Source organism: Sphingomonas sp. Leaf28 (assembly GCF_001421685.1).
GTDB classification, from domain to species: Bacteria; Pseudomonadota; Alphaproteobacteria; order Sphingomonadales; family Sphingomonadaceae; genus Sphingomonas; species Sphingomonas aurantiaca.
The window spans coordinates 351175-373544 of sequence record NZ_LMKX01000008.1; the positions used below are offsets into that span (position 1 = coordinate 351175).

Here is a 22370-nt window from a genome sequence, read left to right on the forward strand (position 1 = left end):
AAGCGCTATGACGGGTCGGTTGGGTTTGGCGGTCGCCGCGGCGCTGATGGTGGCAGGGTGCGCGCAAGGCCCCGAGCGCGTGGTCGAGCGTCGCGAGACGCAGGCCCCGGCACCGCGTGGGCCCAGCTTGCTGAAGGCCGCGATGATGGACGGTCACAACGCCGCGCGCGCCGCGGTCGGCGTCGCGCCGCTGACCTGGAGCGATACGCTGGCGACCACCGCGCGCGCCTATGCGGAGGAAATGGCACGCACGGGCAAGTTCGCCCATGCTCCCCAGCCGCAGGGCATGACCCGCGAGGGCGAAAACCTTTGGACGGGGACGCGCTACGCCTATGCCTATGCCGAGATGATGGGGCATTGGGTCGCCGAGCAACGCGACTTCATCAACATGCCGACACCCGGGTTCAGTCGCACCGGCAAGGTCGAGGATGTCGCGCATTATACGCAGATCGTGTGGCGCGGCTCGACCCGGGTCGGCTGCGCGATGGCGAGCAGCAAGACCGACGATTACCTGGTGTGCCGCTATTCGCCGCCGGGCAACGTGTTCGGCGAGAAAGCCTATTGATCCCGATCAATATGGGTCTGATCGCCGACTGAATCGGTGGTATTTTGTTAAGCCGTTCGGGGCTAATATATTTTAATGAGTTCAGTAACCCCGTCTGACGGCGCGCGTGGCGGCTGTCCCGGATGTCGCGACGGCGCCGGGTTGTCCTTTACCTTCTCGATGGCGTTCCAGCCGATCGTCGATGCCGACACCGAGACGGTGTTCGCCTATGAGGCGCTCGTTCGCGGTCCCGAGGGGCAGTCGGCGCAGAGCGTTCTCAGCCAGGTAGACTCGGCGAACCTGTATGCATTCGACCAGCAGTGCCGCGTGCGCGCGATCGAGACGTCGGTGAAGGCGGGGCTGCTCGATACGTCCGCGCGGCTGTCGATCAATTTCCTGCCAAACGCGGTCTATTCGCCGGCGGCGTGCATCCAGCTGACGCTGAAGACCGCGGGGGCGGTGGGGATGCCGACCGACCGGCTGATCTTCGAGTTCACCGAGAATGAGGAGATGCTTGATCCCGCGCATGTCGCCAACATCATCGCGACGTACCAGAAGATGGGGTTCGGCACCGCGCTCGACGATTTTGGCGCGGGGCATGCCGGGCTCAATCTGCTCGCGCGGTTCCAGCCGGACATCATCAAGCTCGACATGGAGCTGATCCGCGACATCGACACGAGTTCGCCGCGGCGGATCATCGTCGAGGGAATGGTGCGGATGTGCGCCGCGCTCGGGATCCGGGTGATCGCCGAGGGGGTCGAGACGCTGGGCGAATACGACGCACTCCGCGCGCTCGGCGTACGGTATATCCAGGGATATCTGCTGGCAAAACCGGCGTTCGAGGCGCTGCCCGCCGTGCAATGGCCGGTGCGGCAAAAGCTGGCGGTCTGAACGCTTCGCGTCCGTCATCCTGACTTTCGTCAGGATGACGTAGAGGGGGTAGGCGGCGGTATGTTGTCCGCCGCCAACAGCTCAGAACACCGCGGCTTCGAGCAGCTTGAACGCCTCGTTGCGGTGGCTGATCGCGTTCTTGGTCTCGTGCGGCAGTTCGGCATAGGTCTGATCGTAGCCGAGCGGCACGAACACCGGATCATAGCCGAACCCGACATTCCCGCGTGGCGGCCAGACGAGCGTCCCCTCAGCACGCCCTTCGAACCACTCGACATGGCCATCGGGCCACGCGAGCGCGAGCACGCTGACGAAATGCGCACCGCGGGTCGCATCGGGGCCCTTGGCGACGACCGCATCCTCGACCTTCTGCATCGCCATCATCCAGTCGCGGCCGGTCGGCGTCTCCGCCCAATCGGCGGTGTAGACGCCCGGATCGCCGTTCAGCGCATCGACGCACAGCCCGCTATCGTCCGCCAGCGCAGGATAGCCCGACAGGTCAGCCGCCGAGCGCGCCTTCAGTTCTGCATTCGCGAAGAAGGTCGTACCCGTCTCGATCGGCTCGGGCAGGTCGAGTTCGGCCGCCGAGACGACCTCGAGACCGCGTCCTTCGAGCAACGCCGCGATTTCGCGGACCTTGCCCTTGTTGTGGCTGGCGATGACCAGCTTGCCCGGCTGGAGCTTGCGGATCGCCTGCGGCTCTTTCCCCTCGCCGCTCATTTCGCGACGGCCTTCGCCTGCGCGGCGAAGATGTCGGTGCAGCCGATCCGCGCGAGACGCAGCAGGCGGAGCAGCGCCTCCTCGTCATAGGTCGCGCCCTCGGCGGTGGCCTGCGCCTCGGCGATGTTGCCGTTTTCGAGCAGGACGAAGTTCGCATCCGCATCCGCGCCCGAATCCTCGATATAGTCGAGGTCGAGCACCGGATTGCCCTGATAGATGCCGCAGCTAATCGCCGCGACCTTCTGAGTCAGCGGGTCGGCGGTCAGCTTGCCGCTCGCGAGCAACCCGTCGATCGCGAGCCGCAGCGCGACCCAGCCGCCCGAGATCGACGCGGTGCGCGTGCCGCCATCCGCCTGGATCACGTCGCAGTCGATCACGATCTGGCGCTCGCCGAGCAGCTTGAGGTCGACGACCGCGCGAAGGCTACGCCCGATCAGCCGCTGGATTTCCTGCGTGCGGCCCGACTGCTTGCCCTTGGCGGCTTCGCGGTTGTTGCGCGTGTTGGTCGCGCGCGGGAGCATGCCGTACTCGGCGGTAACCCAGCCTTCGCCCTTGCCGCGCATGAATGGCGGGACCTTTTCCTCGACGCTGGCGGTGACGAGCACCTTGGTGTCGCCGAAGCCGATCAGCACGGAGCCCTCGGCATGCTTGGTGAAGCGCGGCTCGATCGTGATCTCACGCATCTGGTCTGGGGCGCGGCCGGATGGGCGCATGGTCGGTATCCTAAAAGCGAAGTGAATGGTTGCCCGCTGCCTAGCCTTTCGTCCGGCCGCTCGCCAGCCCAACTACCGCCGTCATCCTGACGAAAGTCAGGACCCAGGGTGACCGAACGGCGTCCCGTGTGGCTCTGGGTCCTGACTTTTGTCAGGATGACGGGGACGGGGGGCGCATTCCTCTTTGTCCGCCCATCGATCCGCCCTAGATCAAAGCGATGGCCACGCCCCCCGTCACAGAACTGACCGACCGCGCGCGCGACATTTTCCGCGCGGTCGTCGACAGCTATCTCGCCAGCGGTACGCCGGTGGGATCGAAGACGATCGCGCAACTGACGGGCTTGAGCCTATCGCCCGCCTCGATTCGTGGCGTGATGGGCGAACTCGAGGGGCTCGGCTTGCTCGCCAGCCCGCATACCAGCGCGGGGCGGATGCCGACCGATCTGGGGCTTCGGTTGTTCGTCGACGGCATGATGCAGGCGATGGAGCCCTCGTTCGAGGAGCGCCAGACGATCGAGGCACGCGCGGGCGTCGGCGGTCCGGTCGAGGAGGCGCTCGCCGCCACCACGCTCGCGCTGTCGGGGCTGTCGGCGTGCGCGGGGCTGGTGATGGTGCCCAAGCGCGAGCTGAGACTGCGCCAGATCGCGTTCGTCACGCTGTCGCCGCAACAGGCGCTCGCGGTGCTGGTCAGCGAGGATGGCTCGGTCGAGAACCGCGTGATCGCGATGCCGCCCGGCTTGACGCCGTCCGCGCTGGTCGAGGCGGGTAACTACATGTCGGCGACGCTCGGCGGGCTGACGCTGGCCGAAGCGCGGGGTCGGATCGAGCGCGAGCTGGCGGACGGGCAGGCGGCACTCGACGGCGCCGCGCGGACGCTGGTCGAGCGCGGGATTGCGGTGTGGAGCGAGGATGCGGATCGCCGCCCGGTGCTGATCGTGCGCGGGCAGGGGCGGCTGATCGATGCCGCCGCCGCCGCCGATCTCGACCGGGTCCGCGACCTGCTCGACGATCTCGAGGGAAAGCAGGAAGTCGCATCGCTTTTGGACAGTGCGCGCGCCGGCGATTCGACGCGGATTTTCATCGGTGCCGAGACCAAATTGTTCGCGTTGTCAGGGTCTTCGGTCATAGCGCGACCGTTCCGGGGATTAGACGGCCGAGTGGTCGGCGTGGTGGGCGTGATTGGCCCGACGCGGTTGAACTATGCGCGCGTCGTGCCCATGGTGGATTTCACGGCTGCAACGCTCGCCCGGTTGATGGGTTGAGCCGGCCCAACTTATAGGGAAAACCATGTCCGAGACCGACCAGAACGCTCCTGCAGACCTGCGCGAAGAGACCGCCGAAGACGCGCCCGAAGTCGCCACGAACGACCGCGTCGCCGAGCTCGAGAACCAGCTGGCCGAAGCCAAGCAGAACGTCCTCTACGCGCAGGCCGAGATCCAGAACGTCCGCCGCCGCGCGGAGAAGGAAGCGCAGGACGCCCGCGCCTATGCCGCCACCGCGTTCGCACGCGACGTGCTGTCGGTTGCCGACAACCTCGCGCGCGGCCTGTCGGCGATCCCGGCCGACCTGCGTGCGGACGACAAGATGAAGGGCCTCGTTACCGGGCTCGAAGCGACCGGTCGCGAGCTGGAGAGCGTGTTCCAGCGTCACGGCATTACCAAGATTGCCGCCGAGGGCCAGATGCTCGACCCGAACAAGCATCAGGCGATGCTGGAAATCCCGAGCGACCAGCCGGCCGGCACGATCGTCCAGGAAATGCAGGCAGGCTACATGATCAAGGACCGCCTGCTGCGTCCTGCGATGGTCGGTGTCGCCAAGGCCGGGTAACGTACGGGGAGAGCGGCGTGCACGATCTGGTCGGAGTGCTGATCGAGGGACTGGGCGCCGCTATCCCGGACACGTGGAAGCAGTTTTTAATCTGGCTGGCCGTAGTTGCGGTACTGTCCGGTCTCTTGTTCCTATTCTTCTAGCCGCGCCGTCATGCCGGGAGCGTTCCGGCATCCACCGTGCCGCGCATTTACGCTCGCTGGATCGGCGGAGCGGTGGACCCCGGAACAGGTTCGGGTGACGGGGGTTTTGGGCTTCGTCAGGATAAACATATGAACCAGAACCTCACCACCGATCGCCAGACCTTCGCCACGCATCTCGAATGCTCGATCACCGGCGAACGTTACGAGGCGGATCAGTTGCATGGCCTGTCACGCGCCGGCAGGCCGCTGCTCGTCCGCTACGACCTCGACGCGGTGCGTTCGGCGATTTCGCGTGACACGATCGAGGCGCGGCCGACCGATCTGTGGCGGTGGCGCGAGCTGCTGCCCGTGCGGCAGACCGCCAACATCGTCAGCCTCGGCGAGATCGAGACGCCGCTGGTGCCGCTGACCAAGTCAGGCGGTCCGAACGTTCTGGTCAAGGACGAAGGCCGCCTGCCGACCGGGTCATTCAAGGCGCGCGGGCTCGTCATGGCCGTCGCCATGGCCAAGGAACTCGGCGTCAAGAAGATCGCGATGCCGACCAACGGCAATGCCGGCGCGGCGCTGGCCGCCTACGCGACGCGCTGCGGGATCGAGACGATCGTGTTCTGTCCCGACGATACCCCCGAGATCAACGTCCGCGAGATCGCAATGCAGGGCGCACGCGTCTGGCGCGTCAACGGCCTGATCGACGATTGCGGTGCGATCGTCGGCAAGGGCGCCGCCGAAGGGCGCTGGTTCGATTTCTCGACGCTGAAGGAGCCCTACCGGATCGAGGGCAAGAAGACGATGGGGCTCGAACTCGCGGCGCAGTTCGGCTGGAAACTGCCCGATGCGATCTTCTACCCGACCGGCGGCGGCACCGGCTTGATCGGGATGTGGAAGGCGTTCGACGAGCTCGAGAAGCTCGGCTGGATCGGCTCTGAGCGCCCCAAGATGTTCGCGGTGCAGGCTAGTGGCTGCGCACCGATCGTCCGCGCGTTCGAGGCGGGCGAGGAGCATGCCGAACGCTGGGAGGATGCAAGCACCGTCGCGGCGGGCATCCGCGTGCCGAAGGCGGTCGGCGATTTCCTGATTCTCCGCGCGGTCCGCGAGAGCGGCGGCCAGGCGCTGGCGGTCGGCGATCCTGCCATCCTAAAGGCCGTTGAAGCCGCGGCGAAGCAGGACGGCCTGCTATTGTGCCCCGAAGGTGGTGCGACGCTCGCGGCCTATCATCAGGCGCTGAACACCGGGCTGGTCGACGAAGACGACAAGGTCGTTCTTTTCAATTGCGCGACCGGCTTGAAATATCCGATGCCCGAAGCACCGCAAGCGCTTGATAGAACACAACCTATCGATTTCGACGTGCTGTAAGCCGCGGACCAACCCGGATCTGGTAGGTCGCGATCTACCAGATCCATGGTTGAAATTGATCCATGTTGTCTGCAACGGGGCGCCCTTCATCACAAAAGGGGTCTTCAATGCAGAAAATCATTCAGGTCGTGTGCGTAGTGCTCATTGCGGCAGCGGTAATGTTCGGCGGGCGCTGGTACATGTACGTCGCGCAGGGCTCGAGCCCGTATGACGAGGTCGGCATCGCGCTGAACGGCTATGCACCGGGGCCGATGCGGGCATGGGGTTGCCACAAGATGCAGGCGCGGTTCCCAGGCCAGTTGCCGCCATATGGATGTGGCGGGCCGGATGGTCGTAGCTGGCTCTGAGACTGTCGTCATGGACTATCCCCTCGTCATCCCAGCGAAAGCTGGGATCTCCCCGTGATAGCGCGGGCCTTTGCCGCTTGAGATCCCAGCGTTCGCTGGGATGACGGCGGACGATTTCTATCCTCCCCTGTAAGGGGAGGTGGCAGCGCGCAGCGATGACGGAGGGGTGATCCGTTCTCGATAGGGCGATACCCCTCCGTCGCTTCGCGCCATCTCCCCTTGCAGGGGAGGATCGACGCGTTCAGATCAACACTTGCGGCACGAACGGCAACACGCTCTCATACTGCGCAAGCGGGGGCGCACCCGCCACCGTCGCTCCCGCGCGCAACAAGAACGCGTGCCGCACGATCTCGCCCTGCTGCTCGATCCCATAGCGGTGCAGCGCCACCCCAGGCCGGAACGCATAATCGTACCGGCACCACGGATGCCGGGCGAGCGGCAGGAACACCCCGCGCTGGTGCTGCCAGATATGCGTCATCTCGTGGACGAACAGCCCCTGCAAGGTGAGGTTCGCGTGCGTGAAATCGTCGCACCACAAATCGCCCTTGGGATGGAAGTGGATGCACCCGCGTGGTGCCATCACCGTGTCGCGCGGCTGGAAGAACGCCCATTTGCTGCGCGACAGGCGCACTTGCGCATAGTCGATCGCGCCTCCGAACATCGACGCCGCCAGCGCCGTCTCCCCCTCGGTCAGCGCGCGCCTTGCGTTTTCGCGGGTCACTTGCCCGCAGGTGTCCCCGCAGCCACGACGTTCGCGTTGTTCAGGATCCGCGTCCCGTCCGCGAACGCAAACGTCAGCATCACGCGATCACCCGGCTTGATCCCCGAATTCATGCTGAACAGCATCACATGCCGCCCACTCGGCGCAAAGCTCACATCGGTGTTTGACGGGATCTCGACCTTGGCGATCGGCGCCATCGTCGACATGCCGCCCTTGTCCATCGTCTCGTGCATCTCGGCCTTGATCGCGACGTCGGTCGTGACCGAGATCAGCGTCGCGGGCGCAGGCCCGCCATGCACCGTGAAATAGGCCGCTGCCGGTCGCCCCGTCACCGCGCCCAGCCGCACCCACGCGCCGTCGACTGACAGCTCCTTGGGCTGCGAGCACGACGCCAGTGCCATCGCGGCGACACCCAGTCCGAAAACGATACGCATAGGTTACTTTTCTCCGGCCCCTGCCTCTTGTGCATCCTATGGCCGGTACAATCTTGCGGCAAGCGCGAGGCCACCTATATCGCGCCCATCATCAGAAAGGTTCCACTCCCGTAACGGGGCGGAACCGATTTCGTATTTCGTTTCAAGTGAGGGGCTAATCAGAACTCATGGCTAAAGTAATCGGTATCGATCTCGGCACGACCAACAGCTGCGTTTCCGTCATGGAAGGCGGCAAGCCCAAGGTTATCGAGAATTCCGAAGGCGCGCGCACCACGCCGTCGATCGTCGCGTTCGCCAAGGATGGCGAGCGACTGGTCGGCCAGCCGGCCAAGCGCCAGGCAGTGACCAACGGCGACAACACCATCTTCGCAGTGAAGCGCCTGATCGGCCGTCGTTTCGACGATCCGATCACCAAGAAGGACACCGAGCTGGTCCCGTACAAGATCTCGCGCGGGCCGAACGGCGACGCATGGGTCTCGGCCGGCGGCAAGGATTACTCGCCGTCGCAGATCTCGGCGTTCACGCTGCAGAAGATGAAGGAAACCGCCGAGTCGTATCTCGGCGAGACGGTCACGCAGGCGGTCATCACCGTCCCGGCCTACTTCAACGACGCACAGCGCCAGGCGACCAAGGACGCCGGCCAGATCGCCGGCCTCGAAGTGCTGCGCATCATCAACGAGCCGACCGCGGCGGCGCTGGCTTACGGCCTCGACAAGCAGGACGGCAAGACGATCGCGGTCTACGATCTCGGTGGCGGCACGTTCGACATCTCGGTGCTCGAGATCGGCGACGGCGTGTTCGAGGTGAAGGCCACCAACGGCGACACCTTCCTCGGCGGTGAGGATTTCGACAACAAGATCGTCCAGTTCCTCGCCGACGAGTTCAAGAAGGCCGAGGGCATCGACCTCGCCAAGGACAAGCTGGCGCTGCAGCGTCTGAAGGAAGCCGCCGAGAAGGCGAAGATCGAGCTCAGCTCGGCGCAGTCGACCGAGGTCAACCTGCCCTTCATCACCGCGGACCAGAACGGCCCGAAGCATCTGGTGAAGTCGATCACGCGCGCCGATCTGGAGCGGATGGTCGAGGACCTCGTCAAGCGTACGCTCGAGCCTTGCCGCAAGGCGCTCGCAGACGGCGGCCTGAAGCCCGAGGACATTTCGGAAGTCGTGCTCGTCGGTGGCATGACGCGCATGCCGCGCGTCCGTGAAGTCGTGAAGCAGTTCTTCGGCAAGGAGCCGCACACCGGCGTCAACCCGGACGAAGTCGTCGCCATGGGCGCCGCGATCCAGGCCGGCGTGCTGCAGGGCGACGTCAAGGACGTGCTGTTGCTCGACGTGACGCCGCTGTCGCTCGGCATCGAGACGCTGGGTGGCGTGTTCACCCGGATGATCGATCGCAACACGACGATCCCGACCAAGAAGTCGCAGACCTATTCGACCGCCGACGACAACCAGGGCGCGGTGACGATCCGCGTGTTCCAGGGCGAGCGCGAGATGGCGGCCGACAACAAGATGCTCGGCAACTTCGATCTCGTCGGCATCCCGCCCGCACCGCGCGGCGTGCCGCAGATCGAGGTCACGTTCGACATCGACGCGAACGGTCTCGTCAGCGTCTCGGCCAAGGACAAGGGCACCGGCAAGGAGCAGCAGATCCGCATCCAGGCGTCGGGTGGTCTTTCGGACAGCGACATCGACCAGATGGTCCGCGATGCCGAGACCTTCGCCGAGGAGGACAAGAAGCGTCGTGCGGGTGCCGAGGCGAAGAACAACGCCGAGTCGCTGGTTCACACCACCGAGCGCCAGCTCGCCGACAATGGCGACAAGGTCGACGAGTCGCTCAAGACCGAGATCCAGGCCGCGATCGACGCGACCAAGGCTGCGGTCGAGAGCGGCGATGCGGACGCGATGACCGAGAAGAGCACCGCGCTCGCCCAGGTCGCGATGAAGCTCGGCCAGGCGATCTACGAGAAGCAGGCCCAGGCGGACGCATCGCCGTCGGCCGATGGCGACGCGGCGAAGAAGGACGACGACGTTGTCGACGCCGAATTCTCGGAAGTCGACGACAACCCGAAGGCGTAACAACCTACTGCTCCCTCTCCCCTCCGGGGAGAGGGGCGGGGTGAGGGGCAGGCGCCTCGCAGAGAGCGCATTCTCGGTGAGACATCGCCCCTCACCCAACCCTCTCCCCGGAGGGGAGAGGGCTAAGAGGGCCGCTATGAGTACCCAGACAGACTATTACGAACTGCTCGAGATCGAGCGGACCGCGGATGCGGGGACGATCAAGTCGTCCTACCGCAAGCTCGCGATGAAATATCACCCGGACAAGAATGCCGGCTGCAAGGATTCCGAGGCGCAGTTCAAGGCGGTCAGCGAGGCATATGACTGCCTCAAGGACCCGCAGAAGCGTGCGGCCTATGATCGCTTCGGCCATGCCGCGTTCCAGAACGGCGGCGGCGGTGGTCATGGTGGCGGCGCGCAGGATTTCGGCGGCTTCAGCGATATCTTCGAAAGCGTCTTCGGCGAATTCATGGGCGGCGCTCAGCGCGGCGGCGGTGGCCGCAGTTCGGCACGCCGCGGTGCAGACCTGCGCTACGACATGGAAGTCAGCCTGGAAGAGGCATATCACGGCAAGGCGACCGAGGTCACGATCGACGTCTCGGCACCCTGCGATACCTGCGACGGCAGCGGCGCGCGCGCCGGCACCCGCGCCAAGACCTGCCAGCATTGCGGCGGCCACGGCAAGGTGCGTGCGCAGCAGGGCTTCTTCGTCGTCGAGCGCGCCTGCCCGGTCTGCAACGGCGCGGGCCAGGTCATTGCCGATCCGTGTCCCGATTGCCGCGGCGAGGGCCGCGTCGACAAGACCAAGACACTCTCGATCAACGTCCCCCCAGGCGTCGACGAAGGCACGCGCATCCGCATGACGGGTGAAGGCGAAGCCGGCGCGCGTGGTGCTCCGGCGGGCGATCTGTACATCTTCCTCCACGTGACGAAGCACAATCTGTTCGAGCGCGAGGGCACGACCCTGTTCGCGCGCGCGCCGATCAGCTTCACCGTCGCGTCGCTCGGTGGGTCGCTGTCGATCCCCGGCCTCGACGGCCGCACGCACGAGATCAAGATCCCCGCGGGGATCCAGTCGGGCAAGCAGCTTCGTCAGCGCGGCGCCGGCATGCCCGTCCTGCAGGGCCGCGGACATGGCGACCTCGTCGTCCAGATCGATGTCGAAACGCCGACGCGTCTCAGCAACCGCCAGAAGGAATTGCTCGAGATGTTCCGCGAGACCGAGACCGGCGACGAATGCCCCGAAAGCCAGGGCTTCTTCGCAAAACTCAAGGGCGTGTTCGCGGGCGAATAGGCCGGATCAGGTATCAGGGGGGGCGCAATGCTGGCATGTCTTTTCACGATGATTGCATGCTGGGTGGTCATTGCCGCCTTCCCCGACACGCCGATCGGTATCGCCCTCCGTCATGCCCTTATCGACCGCCCGGCGGCTCGGCTGATGCGGGTGACCCGGGGTGACGCCGCCGTGATGGTTCTGCTGATGATGACGGCGGCAATGGTCACGCTTGTTGGCGAAGGTGACGGCATCGGGATGTTGGCGATGGGCGCGCCCGACATTGCAGTCTGGATCACCACGTTCGAGGTGTCGGCGTATGTCGACGTCATCATCGCCTTGGGCGCAGCCGCCTCGGGTCTCCACCTACGCGGTGCCATAGCGCGGTATGCAGGCATTTTTGCTCGCGGTGGCCGCGCTCGCGCGACAGATCGTGCGCGCCGGTCGCGCAAGATGCGCCCGTCCGCAGCCGATAATGACGACGAGCCGGGGCTGCTGGCGCGCGTGGCCTGAAGAAGAATAGGATATGTACCAGCCTGGCCGCGCCCCCTCGCAAGGGGGCGGGCGGGCCGATGCGTCAGAGCGTGGAAATGACCACGCCGACCACCAGCGCCTGAGCCGCGATCGCCAGCATGGTGCTGGACACGGTTTCGAACATACGCATGGGAAGGTCTCCGATGCCGGAACAATATCCGGCAACCGGGATATGGATATAGTTGCGTGTTGTCGCAATTTTGTAACACGTAATCGCAATTGCGTTACGCGCACTTTGGGGGCTGACGCGGCGCTTTCTCAGCTACCAACCGTCATCCTGACGAAAGTCAGGACCCAGAGTACCGCGTGCTGCCCTGCGTGGCTCTGGGTCCTGACGTCCATCAGGATGACGGGCTAATTGGCGCCCTCAAGCCGCGCCGAACACCCGTGCGAAGATCGTGTCGACGTGCTTCAGATGATAGCCAAGGTCGAACTTGTCCTCCAGTTCGGCATCCGACAGCGTCACTTCCGGATCCGTCTTGAGCAACTCCAGCAGCGACAGCGCGCCGTCCGAATCCCACACCTTCATCGCGTTGCGCTGGACCAGGCGATACGCGTCCTCGCGGCTCACGCCTGCCTGCGTCAGCGCGAGCAGCACGCGCTGCGAATGGACCAGGCCACCCATCTTGTTGAGATTCTTCAGCATCCGCTCGGGGTACACGACCAGCTTGTCCATCACGCCGGTCAGCCGCGCGAGCGCGAAGTCGAGTGTGATCGTGGCATCGGGCCCGATATAGCGCTCGACCGACGAGTGCGAGATGTCGCGCTCATGCCACAGCGCGACGTTCTCCATCGCCGGCGTGACATAGCCGCGCACCATCCGCGCGAGGCCGGTGAGGTTCTCGGTCAGCACCGGGTTGCGCTTGTGCGGCATCGCCGAAGACCCCTTCTGGCCGGGCGAGAAGAATTCTTCCGCCTCGAGCACTTCGGTGCGCTGCAGATGCCGGACCTCGGTCGCGAGCCGCTCGATCGAACTGGCGATCACACCCAACGTGGCGAAGAACATCGCGTGGCGATCACGCGGGATGACCTGCGTCGAGACGGGTTCGACCGACAGCCCGAGCTTGCCCGCGACATACTCCTCGACGAACGGATCGATGTTCGCGAACGTGCCGACCGCCCCCGAAATCGCGCAGGTCGCGACGTCGTCGCGTGCAGCGATCAGCCGCGCGCGGTTGCGCGCGAATTCGGCATGCGCCTGCGCGAGCTTCAGCCCGAACGTGACCGGCTCGGCGTGGATGCCATGGCTGCGGCCAATCGTCGGCGTCATCTTGTGCTCGCGCGCGCGGCGTTCGAGCACCACAAGCAACGCGTCGAGATCGGCGATCAGGATGTCGCTCGCCTTGGCCAGCTGCACCGCGAGGCAGGTGTCGAGCACGTCCGACGAGGTCATGCCCTGGTGCATGAAGCGCGCCTCGGGGCCGACATGCTCGGCGACGTTGGTCAGGAACGCGATGACGTCGTGCTTGGTCTCGCGCTCGATCTCGTCGATCCGGTCGACCTCGAACGCGCCCTTCGCCCAGATCGCCGCGGCCGCCTCCTTGGGGACGACGCCGAGCTCGGCGAGCGCGTCGGTGGCGTGCGCCTCGATCTCGAACCAGATCTTGAAGCGCGCTTCGGGCGTCCAGATCGCGACCATGTCGGGGCGGGAATAGCGGGGGACCATGGGTTTCCTCGGGGCTGATGACGGGCGTGATGGCAATGCTGCGGTGGCGGTCTCCGTTCGGAGGTCTCGCCGATGCAGGCGGAAAACGCGGTAGCAGGACGCAGGAAAAGGTTCAAATACCCCTCACCGCGTATAAAAGTCCCGATCTGGCGCGTATAAAGATGGTGAGCGGTTCGCATCCCCGAGTAGATCTCAGGCTTGGTTGCAGAGCAGCTTAGTGAATCTGTAGAACAGCATTGGAGAGACGTAATGTTGAAATATGCTATGTTGGCAGGCGCGGCTCTGATTGCTGCCCCCGTATTGGCACAGACGGCCACACCATCCTCGCAAGCTTCTGCGACCGGTGGCGGTGTTGCCGCGCAGACGTCGCAGTCTGGCGCGATGACGACTCCCCAGTCCGGCGCGCCGACCGACCCGGTGCCGATGCAGTCCGCCGCGCGCGAACAGCCGGCAACGGGCAGCCAGGTCGCGCAGGTCGTCGACAGCGAGTTCCCGACCTATGACAAGAATGGCGACGGCAAGCTCAGCGCGGCCGAATTCGGCGGCTGGATGGTTGCGCTGAAGACCAAGACGGACCCGGCGACCAAGCCCGACGCACCCGAGACGAAAAAGTGGGTGTCCGCGGCGTTCGCCCAGGCGGATGCCGACAAGAACAAGTCGCTGACAAAGGCCGAAGTCACCGGCTTTCTGACGCAAGGCTGACCGTAGCGGCGCCTTGGATTACGGTGGCGGATCGACGATCGTCGATCCGCCACCACTCGGGCGCCGTACGTCAGAGGGCCTTGCGCGCCGCGCGTTCCTTCTCGACCCGCGCCTCGCCAAGCATCTGACCCTGCGCCTCGACCGCTGCCTGCAGCAGGCGCTCGGACGTCTCGACCGCCGCGTCGGGCGTCAGCGAAACGGCCACCCCGTCCGGGCCGTCGACGAGAACCTGCCCGTTTTCCGCGATCACAGTTGAGGGCTCGTTGTGAATCTTGTTGTCCATGGTGCACGTCCTTCGCAGCGACAACGACGGAGCACGTAAAAAGGCCCGGCCGCCGTCAGATCAAGCCTTGCGCACGCAGGCTGACATGGCCGGCGGTTCCCATGACGATATGGTCATGGACCGTGATCCCGAGCCGCTTGCCCGCCTCGGCGATCGTGCGCGTGATCTCGATATCGGCGCGGCTCGGGGAGGGGTCGCCGCTCGGGTGATTGTGGACAAGGATGATCGAAGCCGAGCCGAGATCGATCGCGCGGCGGATGACCTCGCGGACATAGACCGCGGCCTGATCGATCGAGCCCTTGCTCATGACCTCGTCGCGAATCAGCATGTTCTTCGTGTTGAGGTGCAGTACCCGGAACCGCTCGATCGCGTGGTGCGCCATGTCCGCGCGGAGATAATCGAGCAGTGCCTGCCAGTTGGCGAGCACCGGGCGGTCGCTGACCTGCGATTGCAGCAGGCGGATCGCGGCGGCGTGCGCGATTTTGATCGCCGCGGTCGAGATCTCGCCCATCCCCTTCACGCGGCCGAGCGCCTCGGCATCCGCGGTGAGCACCCCGCCGATCCCGCCGAACTCGCGCATCAGCGCCTTGGCGAGCGCCTTGGTATCGCCGCGCGGAATCGCGATCGCGAGCAGATACTCGATGAGTTCATGGTCGAGCAGCGCATCGCCCCCGCCGTCGAACAGCCGTTTGCGCAAGCGTCCGCGATGACCCTTAAGATCATTCCCCAGGGCAGCGGCGTCGTCGTCCGGTTCGGCCATGGCGCGATGCTAGCACATCGCTGCGCAATTGCATGACGCCCCTGCACCCGCCTATGCAGGGCTTCGACTGTAGCGGAGTGCGTGGGTGAGCGAGACGAGCGAGACAGGGGGCAACCCTCGCCGTCCTGCGACTGCCCGCCGCGTCGCGCTCGTGATCGCGCTGCTTCTTCTCGCCGGGCTGTTCGTCTTGTGGCTGGGGCGCAAGCCGATCGCCGAAGGGTTCATCGACCGCGAGCTCGCCAAGGCCGGCGTGCCGGCGCGCTACGCCATCGCCGACCTCGCGCTGGGCGGCCAGCGGTTGACCAATGTCGTTATCGGCGATCCTGAGCATCCCGATCTCGTCGCCGACTGGGTCGAGACCCGCACGGGCATCGGCTTGCTTGGCCCCTATCTGGAAGGCGTGCGCGCGGGGAAGGTACGGCTGCGCGGTCGGCTAATTAACGGGAAAGTCTCGCTCGGCGCGATCGACAAATTGCTGCCGCCGTCGTCGGGCAAGCCGTTTGCGCTGCCCGCGCTCGACGTGTCGGTCGCCGACGGGCGGATGCGGCTCGAGACTCCGCAAGGGATCGTCGGGCTGAAGCTGGCCGGGTCGGGCAAGCTCGACGACGGGTTTCGCGGCACGCTCGCGGCGATCAGCGAGCGACTCGATATCGGCGGGTGCGCGATCGACCGGCTCGCGGCGACCGTCAAACTGCGGATCGACGCCGCCAAGCCGACCGTCACGGGGCCGGTGCGCGTGTCACGGCTCGCCTGCGGCACGACGCGAGTCGACCGGCTGGTGGCAGACCTCGACGTCGGCCTCTCCGCGGCGCTCGACCGCTGGCAGGGCAAGGCGACGCTCAAGACGGGCGCGGCACGGACGCCGGGCGGCACCTTGGCGGGCGCGAGCGGCACGATCGCTTTCACCGGAAGCGCGGCGGCCACCGCAGGGAAGGTAGACATGGCCGCGGATACCGTGCGCACCCTCGAGGGCGGCGCGCGACGGGTTTCGGTTGCGGGCGCCTACCGGATCGGCAAGCAGATCGCGTTCGACGGGCGCGTCCAGGCGAGCGGTGCCGCCGTGGCGCAAAAACGACTCGCTGGACTGACGGGGATCGGCGGCGCGGCCGCGGGGACGCCCGTTGCACCCTTGGCGGCCGCAGCGGCGCAGGCGATACAGAAGGCAGGTCGCGGGTTTGCGGCGGATGCCGACGTGCGCGTGCAGATCGAGGGCGGCCGCGGCAAGGCTTTGCTGTCCCGTCTCGCGCTCGCGTCTGCCAGCGGTGCGCGCGTGGCGCTCGGCGGCGGGAGCGGGGTCGCGCTGGACTGGCCGAAGGGCAGCGTGCGGCTCGACACGAACCTCGCGATGCGCGGCGGCGGCTTGCCCGAGGCGCGCGTGTCGCTCGCGCAGGCGAAACCCGGTGCGGCGATCCGCGGTGTGGCCACCATCGCGCCCTATGTGGCGGGGGCCGCGCGTCTGGCGCTGACCCCCGTCTCCTTCAGCGCGACTCCGGGCGGCGCGACGTCGATCGCGACGCGCGTGACGCTTTCGGGGCCGATCGGCGGCGGCGGATCCGCCAACCGGGTCGATGGTCTGGCGATGCCGGTTGCCGCGCTGTGGGACGGTCGCGGCCGACTGGTCGTCAACACCGGTTGCACGCCCCTGGCGGTGCAGCGGTTCGCGCTATCCGGACTGGTGCTCGACCTGTCGCGACTGACCTTGTGCCCGGTCGATGGCGCGCTGGTGCAGGTGAAGGGTACGCGGATCGGCGGCGGCGCCCGGATTGCGGCGGCACGCCTGACCGGACGGCTCGGCACCACCCCGATCACGCTCGCGACCGCTGGAGCAACCGTGCGGCTCGCCGATCGCGGGTTTGCGATCGAGCGCGTGCAGACGCGGATCGGTGCGCCCGAGCGAGTCACGCGACTCGACTTCGGCACCGTCACCGGCCGGATGACCCCGAAGGGGCTGGCGGGCGCGTTTACCGGCGGCGCGGGGCAGATCGCCAACGTGCCGCTGCTGCTCGGCGACGCGACCGGCGACTGGACGTTGGTCGGCGGCGCACTCAACCTCACCGGCGCGATGGGCGTGTCCGATGCCGCGCCGACCCCGCGGTTCAAGCCGCTCGCCGCGCGCACCGTGACGCTCGCGCTGGTCAACGGCACGATCACCGCGGCGGGCACGCTGTTCGAGCCGACGACGAACACCAAGGTCGCCGACGTCACGCTCACCCACGCGCTCGGGGCAGGGGCGGGCAAGGCCGACCTCGCCGTCCCCGGAATCGCGTTCGCCAAGGACAGGCTGCAACCCGACGCGCTCACCCCGCTGACCTTCGGCGTGATCGCCGACGTCAACGGATCCGTCAGCGGCGAGGGGCACATCGTCTGGAACCCCGATGGCGTGACGAGCAACGGCGTGTTCCGCACCGCCGGCACCGACCTCGCCGCCGCGTTCGGCCCGGTCACCGGCATCGCGACCGAGATCCGCTTCACCGACCTGCTCAATCTGCAGAGCGCGCCGGGGCAGGTGGCGACGATCCGCACGCTCAACCCGGGCATCCCCGTCACCGACGGCACGATCCGCTACCAGACGCTGCCCGGCGCGCGCGTGCAGGTCGAGGGCGGCGCGTGGCCGTTCGCGGGCGGATCGCTGACGCTCGACCCGACGCTGCTCGATTTCTCCGCGGCGTCCGAGCGGCGGATGACGTTCCACGTCGCCAACATGGCCGCCGACCAGTTCCTCCAGCAGTTCGATTTCAAGAATCTCGACGCGACCGGCATCTTCGACGGCGTGCTGCCGATGATCTTCGACGAGACCGGCGGCCGGATCGAGGGCGGCGACCTGCGCGTGCGGCCGGGCGGCGGGACGCTCGCCTATGTCGGCGATCTGAGCCAGAAGGATCTCGGCATCTGGGCGAACATCGCGTTCCAGGCGCTCAAGTCGCTGCGCTACCAGTCGCTGCGAGTTGGCATGAACGGCCCGCTGGCGGGCGAGATGGTCACCGACGTGCGCTTCGCCGGGATCAGCCAGGGCGAGGGCGCGAAGTCGAACTTCATCGTCCGCCGCCTGCAGAAGCTGCCATTCGTGTTCAATATCCGCATCAAGGCGCCGTTCCGCGGGCTGCTCGATTCGGCACAGAGCTTCTATGATCCCAAGCGGCTGATCCAGCGCAACCTGCCCGCGTTGCTCCAGCAGCAAGCCGCGCCGCCGCCTCCGAAACCCCCCACCATTCAGGCCCCGGAAAGCAGTATTGTGCCATGACCGAAACAGGATTGAAGAAGCTGGAGCAAAGGCCGATCTTGCGGATGATGACGAGGACGATCGCGATTATCGGGCTGACCGCCGCCCTGCCGGGCTGCATCAACGTGTCGGCCCCCGACAAGCCGATCGAGATCAACCTCAACATCAACGTGACGCAGGAAGTGGTCTATCGTCTCGATGGCGAGGCGAAGTCGCTGATCCAGCAGAATCCAGGGATATTCTAAGATGAAGACCAAGGTCATGATGATGGTTGCCGCAGCGGTGGCTCTCGGCGGCCTTTCGGTGGCCGCCTCGGCGCAGCGCGACCCGGCCTATGCCGCGGCGCGCGCGGGCGGCGAGGTCGGCGAACAGCCTGACGGCTATCTCGGCCTAGTCGGTGCGGCGAGCGGCGACCTGCGCGCGCTGGTCAACAACATCAATATCCAGCGCAAGTCGGCGTACACGCAAAAGGCGCAGGCGAGCGGCGCAACGGTCGAGCAGCTGGCGTTCACCAGCGGCTGCAACCTGATCCTGCAGACCAACGCCGGCGAGAAGTACAAGACGCCGGGTGGTGTCTGGAAGACCCGCACGGCGGCCGCCCCGGAGCGTGATTCGCGCTGCGTCTGACAGTCGGCGGGAGTCGCAACAGGGGCACCTCCCCGGCGAAGGCCGGGGTCCAGTTGGGAGCGGTTGATAGTTTAGGGCGGTTCTTCGTTACCATGGCCTTCCCGGCTGGACCCGGCCTTCGCCGGGGAGGTGGGAAGCGGGGCGCCTCCAAAAGCCCGATTGATGACGCCCCTGTCACACCGGTTGACTTGCACCCCCCCCTTTTCTAAACGGACCGCGCCTTGGCGGGATCGCTCGTCGCTGCTTGCTTCCTCCCCGATGCGAAATCAGGTGGAGGAACGTGCGTGGCGGAGATCGAACCCGGACAGGACCCCCAGGGTGTTGACGATCCGCGACTTTCCGCGCTCGATGAGCGATTGAGAGAGGTCAAGGCTCGGGAGACGCTCGCTAAGGGGCAGAAGGGGGCGGACGCCGAGCGGGGATACTCGCAAGGCAATCGCGTCATTTCCGCCCTGATCGGGAGTCTCGTCGGCAGTGCGCTGATCGGCTGGTTGATAGACCGCTGGTTCGGTACTGGCCCTTGGGGACTGATCGTGTTGCTGTTCCTCGGGATAGCGGTCGCGTTCAGGCAGATCATTCGAATTTCAGGCGAACGCCCGGAGTAACCGGGCGTTTGTCGTATCAAGACGGCAGGGATTCCACGTGGCGGCAGAACAGGGCGGCAAGATCGATCCGATGCACCAGTTCCTGATCGAGCCGGCGTTCGGCTCGCACTGGATCGTAGGTGGTTACGACCTGTCCTTCACCAATTCCGCATTGTGGATGGTGGTGACGCTGGTCGCATTGTGGGCGTTCATGATCGGCGGGATGAAGCGCGAGCTCGTTCCCGGCCGGTGGCAGATGGCGGTCGAGGGCTTTACCGGCTTCATCTCGGGCATGCTCGAGCAGAATGTCGGCCCCGGCGGCAAGCGCTTCGTGCCCTATGTCTTCTCGCTGTTCATGTTCATCCTGTTCGCCAACATCATCGGCCTGCTGCCGTTCGGCATCGTCCCCGGCGTCCACCCGTTCACGGTGACCAGCCACATGACGGTGACCGGCGTGCTCGCGCTGATCAGCTTTGCGATCGTCCTGATCGTCGGCTTCGGCAAGCATGGCTTCCACTTCTTCTCGCTGTTCGTGCCGAGCGGCACGCCCGCGCTGATGATCCCGCTGATCTTCGTGGTCGAGCTGATGTCGTTCCTGGTGCGTCCTTTCTCGCTCGGTCTGCGACTGTTCGTGGCGATGACCGCGGGCCATATCCTGCTCAAGGTGCTGGCCGCGTTCGTGATCAATGGCCTGAACCTCGGCGGGATGTACATCGGTCTGGTGACCGCGCCGAGCATGCTGCTGATGATCGGCATCACGCTGCTCGAGCTGCTGGTCGCCGCGATCCAGGCCTATGTGTTCGCGTTGCTGACGTCGGTCTATCTGAACGACGCCGTCAACCTTCACTAAGTTTTCCGTTTACCTACCTAATTTTCAAAGGGAATTTATCATGGACGTCAACGCAGCAAAGATGATCGGCGCCGGCCTCGCAGCGATCGGCATGGGCCTCGCCGCACTCGGCGTGGGCAACGTGTTCGCTCAGTTCCTCGCCGGCGCTCTCCGCAACCCGGGCGCAGCCGACAGCCAGCAGGGCCGTCTGTTCATCGGTTTCGCAGCAGCCGAGCTTCTCGGCCTGCTCGCCTTCGTCACCATGATCATCCTGGTGTTCGTCGCCTAACCACTCGGTGATTTGGCCGGGCAACCGCGCCCGGCCGGATTAACGCAGGACAGACCAATGCCCCAGATTGCCCAGATAGCCGCTACCTACGCCTCGCAGATCTTCTGGCTGCTGCTCACCTTCGGCATCCTGTATTTCGGGATCGGCAAGGGAATGGTGCCCAAGATCGTGTCCAACGTGGACTCGCGCGAAGGCCGAATCGCCGGTGATCTGGCGGCGGCGGTCGCTGCCCGTGCGCAGGCCGATACGGTCCAGGCGAACTGGCAGGCCGAAATGGACGCGGCGCGCGCCGCAGCCCATGCCGAAACCGCCGCGGCGGCAAAGCGTGCGGCGATGGCGTTCGAGCAGCAGGTGCATGCCGCCGACGCCGAGCTCGCCGAGCGTCTGGGTCATCACGATCTCGCGGTCGCGAACGCGAAGGCCGAGGCACTCTCGAACCTTCAGGGCGTCGTCGCCGAAGCAGCACAGCAATTGGCCGCCAAGGTCGCCGGACTCCAGGTCAGCCTGGATGCGGCGAGTGACGCGGTACGCAGGACGACGGCGCATGGCTAATCCCGACGCAGCAGCCAAGGTGATCCACGAGGAGGGCATGGCGCCCGAAGGTGCGATCGACAACCAGGGCATCCAGGGTCACACGACTGCACCCGGCGGCGTCGAGCATGTCGCCGATCCTACCGCGCTCGGCCTGACCTCGACCGGCTGGGTCGCGGTGGCGATGATCATCGTGATCGTGCTGATGATCTGGAAGAAGGTTCCGGGGATGATCGGCAAGATGCTCGACGCGCGCATCGCCGGTATCCGTACGCAGCTCGACGAGGCCAAGGCGCTCCGTGCCGAAGCCGAGGCGATCCGCACCGAGTATGAAGCAAAGGCCAAGACCGCGCACGCGGAGGCCGAGGCTATGAAGGCGCATGCACATCACGAGGCCGCCGCGATCATCGCAAAGGCCAAGGCTGGTGCCGAAGACCTGATGACTCGCCGCGCGAAGATGGCCGAGGACAAGATCGCCGCTGCCGAGCGCGCTGCGATCGCCGAAGTCCGCGCCCGCGCAGCCGATGCCGCCGCCAAGGCTGCTGGTATCCTGATTGCGGAACACCACGACGCCGCCGCCGACCGCCTGATGGTCGACCGCTCGATCTCGGGCCTGGCCCGCCTGAACTAAGTCTTCTCCTCTCCCCTCGGGGGAGAGGAAGGGGCCCGCTGCAAAGCAGTGGGACGGTGAGGGCATGTGTCCCTCCCACGCAAACATGTTTGACGGCCGTCTCTTCCCGGGTTTCCGGCGGCCGAGTCTCCAATCTGAGCCCGTTGGAGAAGAATCATGTCCTGGCTCATCCTCGCGGTCGCCGTCGTCACTGAAATCTGTTGGGCGCTCAGCCTGAAATGGGCGGCCACCATCGCCACGTGGCAGGCATCGAGCGTCCCGATCATCCTGAGCTTCGTCAACATGGGCCTGCTTGCGCTGGCAATGCGCGGCCTGCCTGCGGGCACGGCCTATGCCATCTGGACGGGGGCCGGCGCGATCGGAGTCATCATCGGCGGCGTCCTGCTCTTCGGTGACAAGGTCAGCGGTATCCAGGCCTGCTTCATGGCGCTCACCGTCGTCGGGATCGTCGGAACAAAGGTCTTCGCGCAGGCCTGACCCGGCGGCGCGCCGCTCTCTAATAGTCTGATCGTGCCTAGCGCCCCCCGCGCCCGCGGGGGGCGCTTAGTGCTGTGTGGCGTGCGCGAGGCGCCCCTATGAGGCTGCTAGGCCTGCTCTGCAGCCCCTGGGCGGACGAATGCCTTGAAGAGTTCCTGCGCGTAGTGGCGGCGGCCTGTCTGCTCCGTCACATTGCTACGCTCGCACGTCCTCGCGGGGT

General features: G+C 66.0%; 27 protein-coding genes. 20 read left to right on the top strand and 7 right to left on the bottom strand.

Annotated elements, in window-relative coordinates; genetic code table 11:
• Positions 1 to 7 precede the first annotated feature (7 nt).
• Positions 8 to 565 carry a CAP domain-containing protein gene (locus ASE79_RS12060; RefSeq protein WP_056416641.1) on the top strand — a complete coding sequence of 186 codons (558 nt, stop codon included), beginning with the start codon at positions 8 to 10 and terminating at the stop codon, positions 563 to 565.
• A gap of 159 nt (positions 566 to 724) precedes the next feature.
• Entirely contained in the window at positions 725 to 1435 is a 711-nt protein-coding gene (locus ASE79_RS12065; protein WP_056416645.1) for an EAL domain-containing protein, read from the top strand.
• A gap of 81 nt (positions 1436 to 1516) precedes the next feature.
• Here ASE79_RS12065 and rdgB read toward each other — a convergent pair whose 3' ends face one another.
• Positions 1517 to 2152 (bottom strand): RdgB/HAM1 family non-canonical purine NTP pyrophosphatase, encoded by a 636-nt coding sequence (rdgB, locus tag ASE79_RS12070; protein WP_056416649.1) that lies wholly within the window; start codon positions 2150 to 2152, stop codon positions 1517 to 1519.
• Positions 2149 to 2865: a ribonuclease PH gene (gene rph / locus ASE79_RS12075; RefSeq protein WP_056416653.1), complete on the bottom strand. Its 717-nt coding sequence runs from the start codon at positions 2863 to 2865 to the stop codon at positions 2149 to 2151. The genes rdgB and rph overlap by 4 nt, the downstream gene beginning before the upstream one ends.
• Positions 2866 to 3083: 218 nt before the next feature.
• On the opposite strand from rph, the gene hrcA reads away from it, so the two are divergent.
• From hrcA to ASE79_RS12095, 5 genes are all read left to right on the top strand, one after another.
• Positions 3084 to 4127: a heat-inducible transcriptional repressor HrcA gene (hrcA, locus tag ASE79_RS12080; RefSeq protein WP_056416656.1), complete on the top strand. Its 1044-nt coding sequence runs from the start codon at positions 3084 to 3086 to the stop codon at positions 4125 to 4127.
• A 25-nt stretch (positions 4128 to 4152) separates the two neighbouring features.
• The gene (grpE, locus tag ASE79_RS12085; RefSeq protein ID WP_056416658.1) at positions 4153 to 4692 is read left to right on the top strand and encodes a nucleotide exchange factor GrpE; all 540 of its coding nucleotides are present in this window, start codon (positions 4153 to 4155) and stop codon (positions 4690 to 4692) included.
• Between the two features lie 17 nt (positions 4693 to 4709).
• A complete protein-coding gene (locus ASE79_RS21890; protein ID WP_268796163.1) occupies positions 4710 to 4835 on the top strand; it encodes a hypothetical protein in 126 nt (41 codons plus the stop codon).
• 129 nt (positions 4836 to 4964) lie between these two features.
• Complete coding sequence (locus tag ASE79_RS12090; protein WP_056416662.1) at positions 4965 to 6188, top strand: threonine synthase; 1224 nt, start codon at positions 4965 to 4967, stop codon at positions 6186 to 6188.
• Positions 6189 to 6295: 107 nt separating this feature from the next.
• Positions 6296 to 6535 (top strand): hypothetical protein, encoded by a 240-nt coding sequence (locus ASE79_RS12095; protein ID WP_056416663.1) that lies wholly within the window; start codon positions 6296 to 6298, stop codon positions 6533 to 6535.
• 241 nt (positions 6536 to 6776) lie between these two features.
• Here the strand turns inward: ASE79_RS12095 and ASE79_RS12100 are convergent, their stop codons facing one another.
• Both ASE79_RS12100 and ASE79_RS12105 read right to left on the bottom strand, forming a co-directional pair.
• Positions 6777 to 7196 carry a hypothetical protein gene (locus tag ASE79_RS12100; RefSeq protein ID WP_056417294.1) on the bottom strand — a complete coding sequence of 140 codons (420 nt, stop codon included), beginning with the start codon at positions 7194 to 7196 and terminating at the stop codon, positions 6777 to 6779.
• Between the two features lie 56 nt (positions 7197 to 7252).
• Complete coding sequence (locus ASE79_RS12105) at positions 7253 to 7690, bottom strand: copper chaperone PCu(A)C (RefSeq protein WP_056416666.1); 438 nt, start codon at positions 7688 to 7690, stop codon at positions 7253 to 7255.
• A 167-nt stretch (positions 7691 to 7857) separates the two neighbouring features.
• On the opposite strand from ASE79_RS12105, the gene dnaK reads away from it, so the two are divergent.
• The 3 genes from dnaK (at position 7858) to ASE79_RS12120 (ending at position 11530) form a co-directional block, all read left to right on the top strand.
• Positions 7858 to 9765 carry a molecular chaperone DnaK gene (gene dnaK, locus ASE79_RS12110; protein WP_056416669.1) on the top strand — a complete coding sequence of 636 codons (1908 nt, stop codon included), beginning with the start codon at positions 7858 to 7860 and terminating at the stop codon, positions 9763 to 9765.
• Positions 9766 to 9901: 136 nt separating this feature from the next.
• Positions 9902 to 11038, top strand: a complete 1137-nt coding sequence (dnaJ, locus tag ASE79_RS12115) for a molecular chaperone DnaJ (protein WP_056416672.1) — start codon at positions 9902 to 9904, stop codon at positions 11036 to 11038.
• Between the two features lie 63 nt (positions 11039 to 11101).
• Positions 11102 to 11530 carry a hypothetical protein gene (locus tag ASE79_RS12120; protein WP_235516897.1) on the top strand — a complete coding sequence of 143 codons (429 nt, stop codon included), beginning with the start codon at positions 11102 to 11104 and terminating at the stop codon, positions 11528 to 11530.
• A gap of 388 nt (positions 11531 to 11918) precedes the next feature.
• On the opposite strand, the gene purB is transcribed toward ASE79_RS12120, so the two are convergent.
• Positions 11919 to 13217 (bottom strand): adenylosuccinate lyase, encoded by a 1299-nt coding sequence (gene purB, locus ASE79_RS12125; RefSeq protein WP_082445276.1) that lies wholly within the window; start codon positions 13215 to 13217, stop codon positions 11919 to 11921.
• A 381-nt stretch (positions 13218 to 13598) separates the two neighbouring features.
• Here purB and ASE79_RS12130 point away from each other — a divergent pair, with 381 nt between their 5' ends.
• Complete coding sequence (locus tag ASE79_RS12130) at positions 13599 to 13919, top strand: EF-hand domain-containing protein (protein WP_235516898.1); 321 nt, start codon at positions 13599 to 13601, stop codon at positions 13917 to 13919.
• Positions 13920 to 13989: 70 nt separating this feature from the next.
• Here ASE79_RS12130 and ASE79_RS12135 read toward each other — a convergent pair whose 3' ends face one another.
• Together ASE79_RS12135 and radC are read right to left on the bottom strand one after the other, a co-directional pair.
• Positions 13990 to 14202, bottom strand: a complete 213-nt coding sequence (locus tag ASE79_RS12135; RefSeq protein WP_056416684.1) for a hypothetical protein — start codon at positions 14200 to 14202, stop codon at positions 13990 to 13992.
• Between the two features lie 55 nt (positions 14203 to 14257).
• Positions 14258 to 14962: a RadC family protein gene (gene radC, locus ASE79_RS12140; protein WP_056416686.1), complete on the bottom strand. Its 705-nt coding sequence runs from the start codon at positions 14960 to 14962 to the stop codon at positions 14258 to 14260.
• A gap of 85 nt (positions 14963 to 15047) precedes the next feature.
• Here radC and ASE79_RS12145 point away from each other — a divergent pair, with 85 nt between their 5' ends.
• The 9 genes from ASE79_RS12145 (at position 15048) to ASE79_RS12185 (ending at position 22150) form a co-directional block, all read left to right on the top strand.
• Positions 15048 to 18203 (top strand): YdbH domain-containing protein, encoded by a 3156-nt coding sequence (locus tag ASE79_RS12145; protein ID WP_082445277.1) that lies wholly within the window; start codon positions 15048 to 15050, stop codon positions 18201 to 18203.
• A gap of 47 nt (positions 18204 to 18250) precedes the next feature.
• Positions 18251 to 18427, top strand: coding sequence for a YnbE family lipoprotein (locus ASE79_RS12150; protein ID WP_082444354.1), 177 nt, complete (start codon positions 18251 to 18253; stop codon positions 18425 to 18427).
• A 1-nt stretch (position 18428) separates the two neighbouring features.
• Positions 18429 to 18809: a YdbL family protein gene (locus tag ASE79_RS12155; protein ID WP_056416692.1), complete on the top strand. Its 381-nt coding sequence runs from the start codon at positions 18429 to 18431 to the stop codon at positions 18807 to 18809.
• 284 nt (positions 18810 to 19093) lie between these two features.
• Positions 19094 to 19414 carry an AtpZ/AtpI family protein gene (locus tag ASE79_RS12160; RefSeq protein ID WP_055873233.1) on the top strand — a complete coding sequence of 107 codons (321 nt, stop codon included), beginning with the start codon at positions 19094 to 19096 and terminating at the stop codon, positions 19412 to 19414.
• A 70-nt stretch (positions 19415 to 19484) separates the two neighbouring features.
• Positions 19485 to 20243, top strand: a complete 759-nt coding sequence (locus tag ASE79_RS12165; RefSeq protein WP_056417298.1) for a F0F1 ATP synthase subunit A — start codon at positions 19485 to 19487, stop codon at positions 20241 to 20243.
• A 40-nt stretch (positions 20244 to 20283) separates the two neighbouring features.
• A complete protein-coding gene (locus ASE79_RS12170; RefSeq protein WP_031394300.1) occupies positions 20284 to 20511 on the top strand; it encodes a F0F1 ATP synthase subunit C in 228 nt (75 codons plus the stop codon).
• Positions 20512 to 20568: 57 nt separating this feature from the next.
• A complete protein-coding gene (locus ASE79_RS12175) occupies positions 20569 to 21063 on the top strand; it encodes an ATPase (protein WP_056416695.1) in 495 nt (164 codons plus the stop codon).
• A 37-nt stretch (positions 21064 to 21100) separates the two neighbouring features.
• Positions 21101 to 21673 carry a hypothetical protein gene (locus tag ASE79_RS12180; RefSeq protein ID WP_200910382.1) on the top strand — a complete coding sequence of 191 codons (573 nt, stop codon included), beginning with the start codon at positions 21101 to 21103 and terminating at the stop codon, positions 21671 to 21673.
• A gap of 156 nt (positions 21674 to 21829) precedes the next feature.
• Positions 21830 to 22150 carry a DMT family transporter gene (locus ASE79_RS12185; protein ID WP_056416700.1) on the top strand — a complete coding sequence of 107 codons (321 nt, stop codon included), beginning with the start codon at positions 21830 to 21832 and terminating at the stop codon, positions 22148 to 22150.
• Positions 22151 to 22370: the final 220 nt, after the last annotated feature.

Bases quoted from the DNA above. Each gene is read 5' to 3' on its own strand.
- ASE79_RS12060 (WP_056416641.1), top strand. From the start codon at position 8: ATGACGGGTCGGTTGGGTTTGGCGGTCGCCGCGGCGCTGATGGTGGCA.
- ASE79_RS12065 (WP_056416645.1), top strand. From the start codon at position 725: ATGGCGTTCCAGCCGATCGTCGATGCCGACACCGAGACGGTGTTCGCC.
- rdgB (WP_056416649.1), bottom strand. From the start codon at position 2,152: ATGAGCGGCGAGGGGAAAGAGCCGCAGGCGATCCGCAAGCTCCAGCCG.
- rph (WP_056416653.1), bottom strand. From the start codon at position 2,865: ATGCGCCCATCCGGCCGCGCCCCAGACCAGATGCGTGAGATCACGATC.
- hrcA (WP_056416656.1), top strand. From the start codon at position 3,084: ATGGCCACGCCCCCCGTCACAGAACTGACCGACCGCGCGCGCGACATT.
- grpE (WP_056416658.1), top strand. From the start codon at position 4,153: ATGTCCGAGACCGACCAGAACGCTCCTGCAGACCTGCGCGAAGAGACC.
- ASE79_RS12090 (WP_056416662.1), top strand. From the start codon at position 4,965: ATGAACCAGAACCTCACCACCGATCGCCAGACCTTCGCCACGCATCTC.
- ASE79_RS12095 (WP_056416663.1), top strand. From the start codon at position 6,296: ATGCAGAAAATCATTCAGGTCGTGTGCGTAGTGCTCATTGCGGCAGCG.
- ASE79_RS12100 (WP_056417294.1), bottom strand. From the start codon at position 7,196: ATGTTCGGAGGCGCGATCGACTATGCGCAAGTGCGCCTGTCGCGCAGC.
- ASE79_RS12105 (WP_056416666.1), bottom strand. From the start codon at position 7,690: ATGCGTATCGTTTTCGGACTGGGTGTCGCCGCGATGGCACTGGCGTCG.
- dnaK (WP_056416669.1), top strand. From the start codon at position 7,858: ATGGCTAAAGTAATCGGTATCGATCTCGGCACGACCAACAGCTGCGTT.
- dnaJ (WP_056416672.1), top strand. From the start codon at position 9,902: ATGAGTACCCAGACAGACTATTACGAACTGCTCGAGATCGAGCGGACC.
- purB (WP_082445276.1), bottom strand. From the start codon at position 13,217: ATGGTCCCCCGCTATTCCCGCCCCGACATGGTCGCGATCTGGACGCCC.
- ASE79_RS12130 (WP_235516898.1), top strand. From the start codon at position 13,599: ATGACGACTCCCCAGTCCGGCGCGCCGACCGACCCGGTGCCGATGCAG.
- ASE79_RS12135 (WP_056416684.1), bottom strand. From the start codon at position 14,202: ATGGACAACAAGATTCACAACGAGCCCTCAACTGTGATCGCGGAAAAC.
- radC (WP_056416686.1), bottom strand. From the start codon at position 14,962: ATGGCCGAACCGGACGACGACGCCGCTGCCCTGGGGAATGATCTTAAG.
- ASE79_RS12150 (WP_082444354.1), top strand. From the start codon at position 18,251: ATGACGAGGACGATCGCGATTATCGGGCTGACCGCCGCCCTGCCGGGC.
- ASE79_RS12155 (WP_056416692.1), top strand. From the start codon at position 18,429: ATGAAGACCAAGGTCATGATGATGGTTGCCGCAGCGGTGGCTCTCGGC.
- ASE79_RS12165 (WP_056417298.1), top strand. From the start codon at position 19,485: ATGCACCAGTTCCTGATCGAGCCGGCGTTCGGCTCGCACTGGATCGTA.
- ASE79_RS12170 (WP_031394300.1), top strand. From the start codon at position 20,284: ATGGACGTCAACGCAGCAAAGATGATCGGCGCCGGCCTCGCAGCGATC.
- ASE79_RS12175 (WP_056416695.1), top strand. From the start codon at position 20,569: ATGCCCCAGATTGCCCAGATAGCCGCTACCTACGCCTCGCAGATCTTC.
- ASE79_RS12180 (WP_200910382.1), top strand. From the start codon at position 21,101: ATGGCGCCCGAAGGTGCGATCGACAACCAGGGCATCCAGGGTCACACG.
- ASE79_RS12185 (WP_056416700.1), top strand. From the start codon at position 21,830: ATGTCCTGGCTCATCCTCGCGGTCGCCGTCGTCACTGAAATCTGTTGG.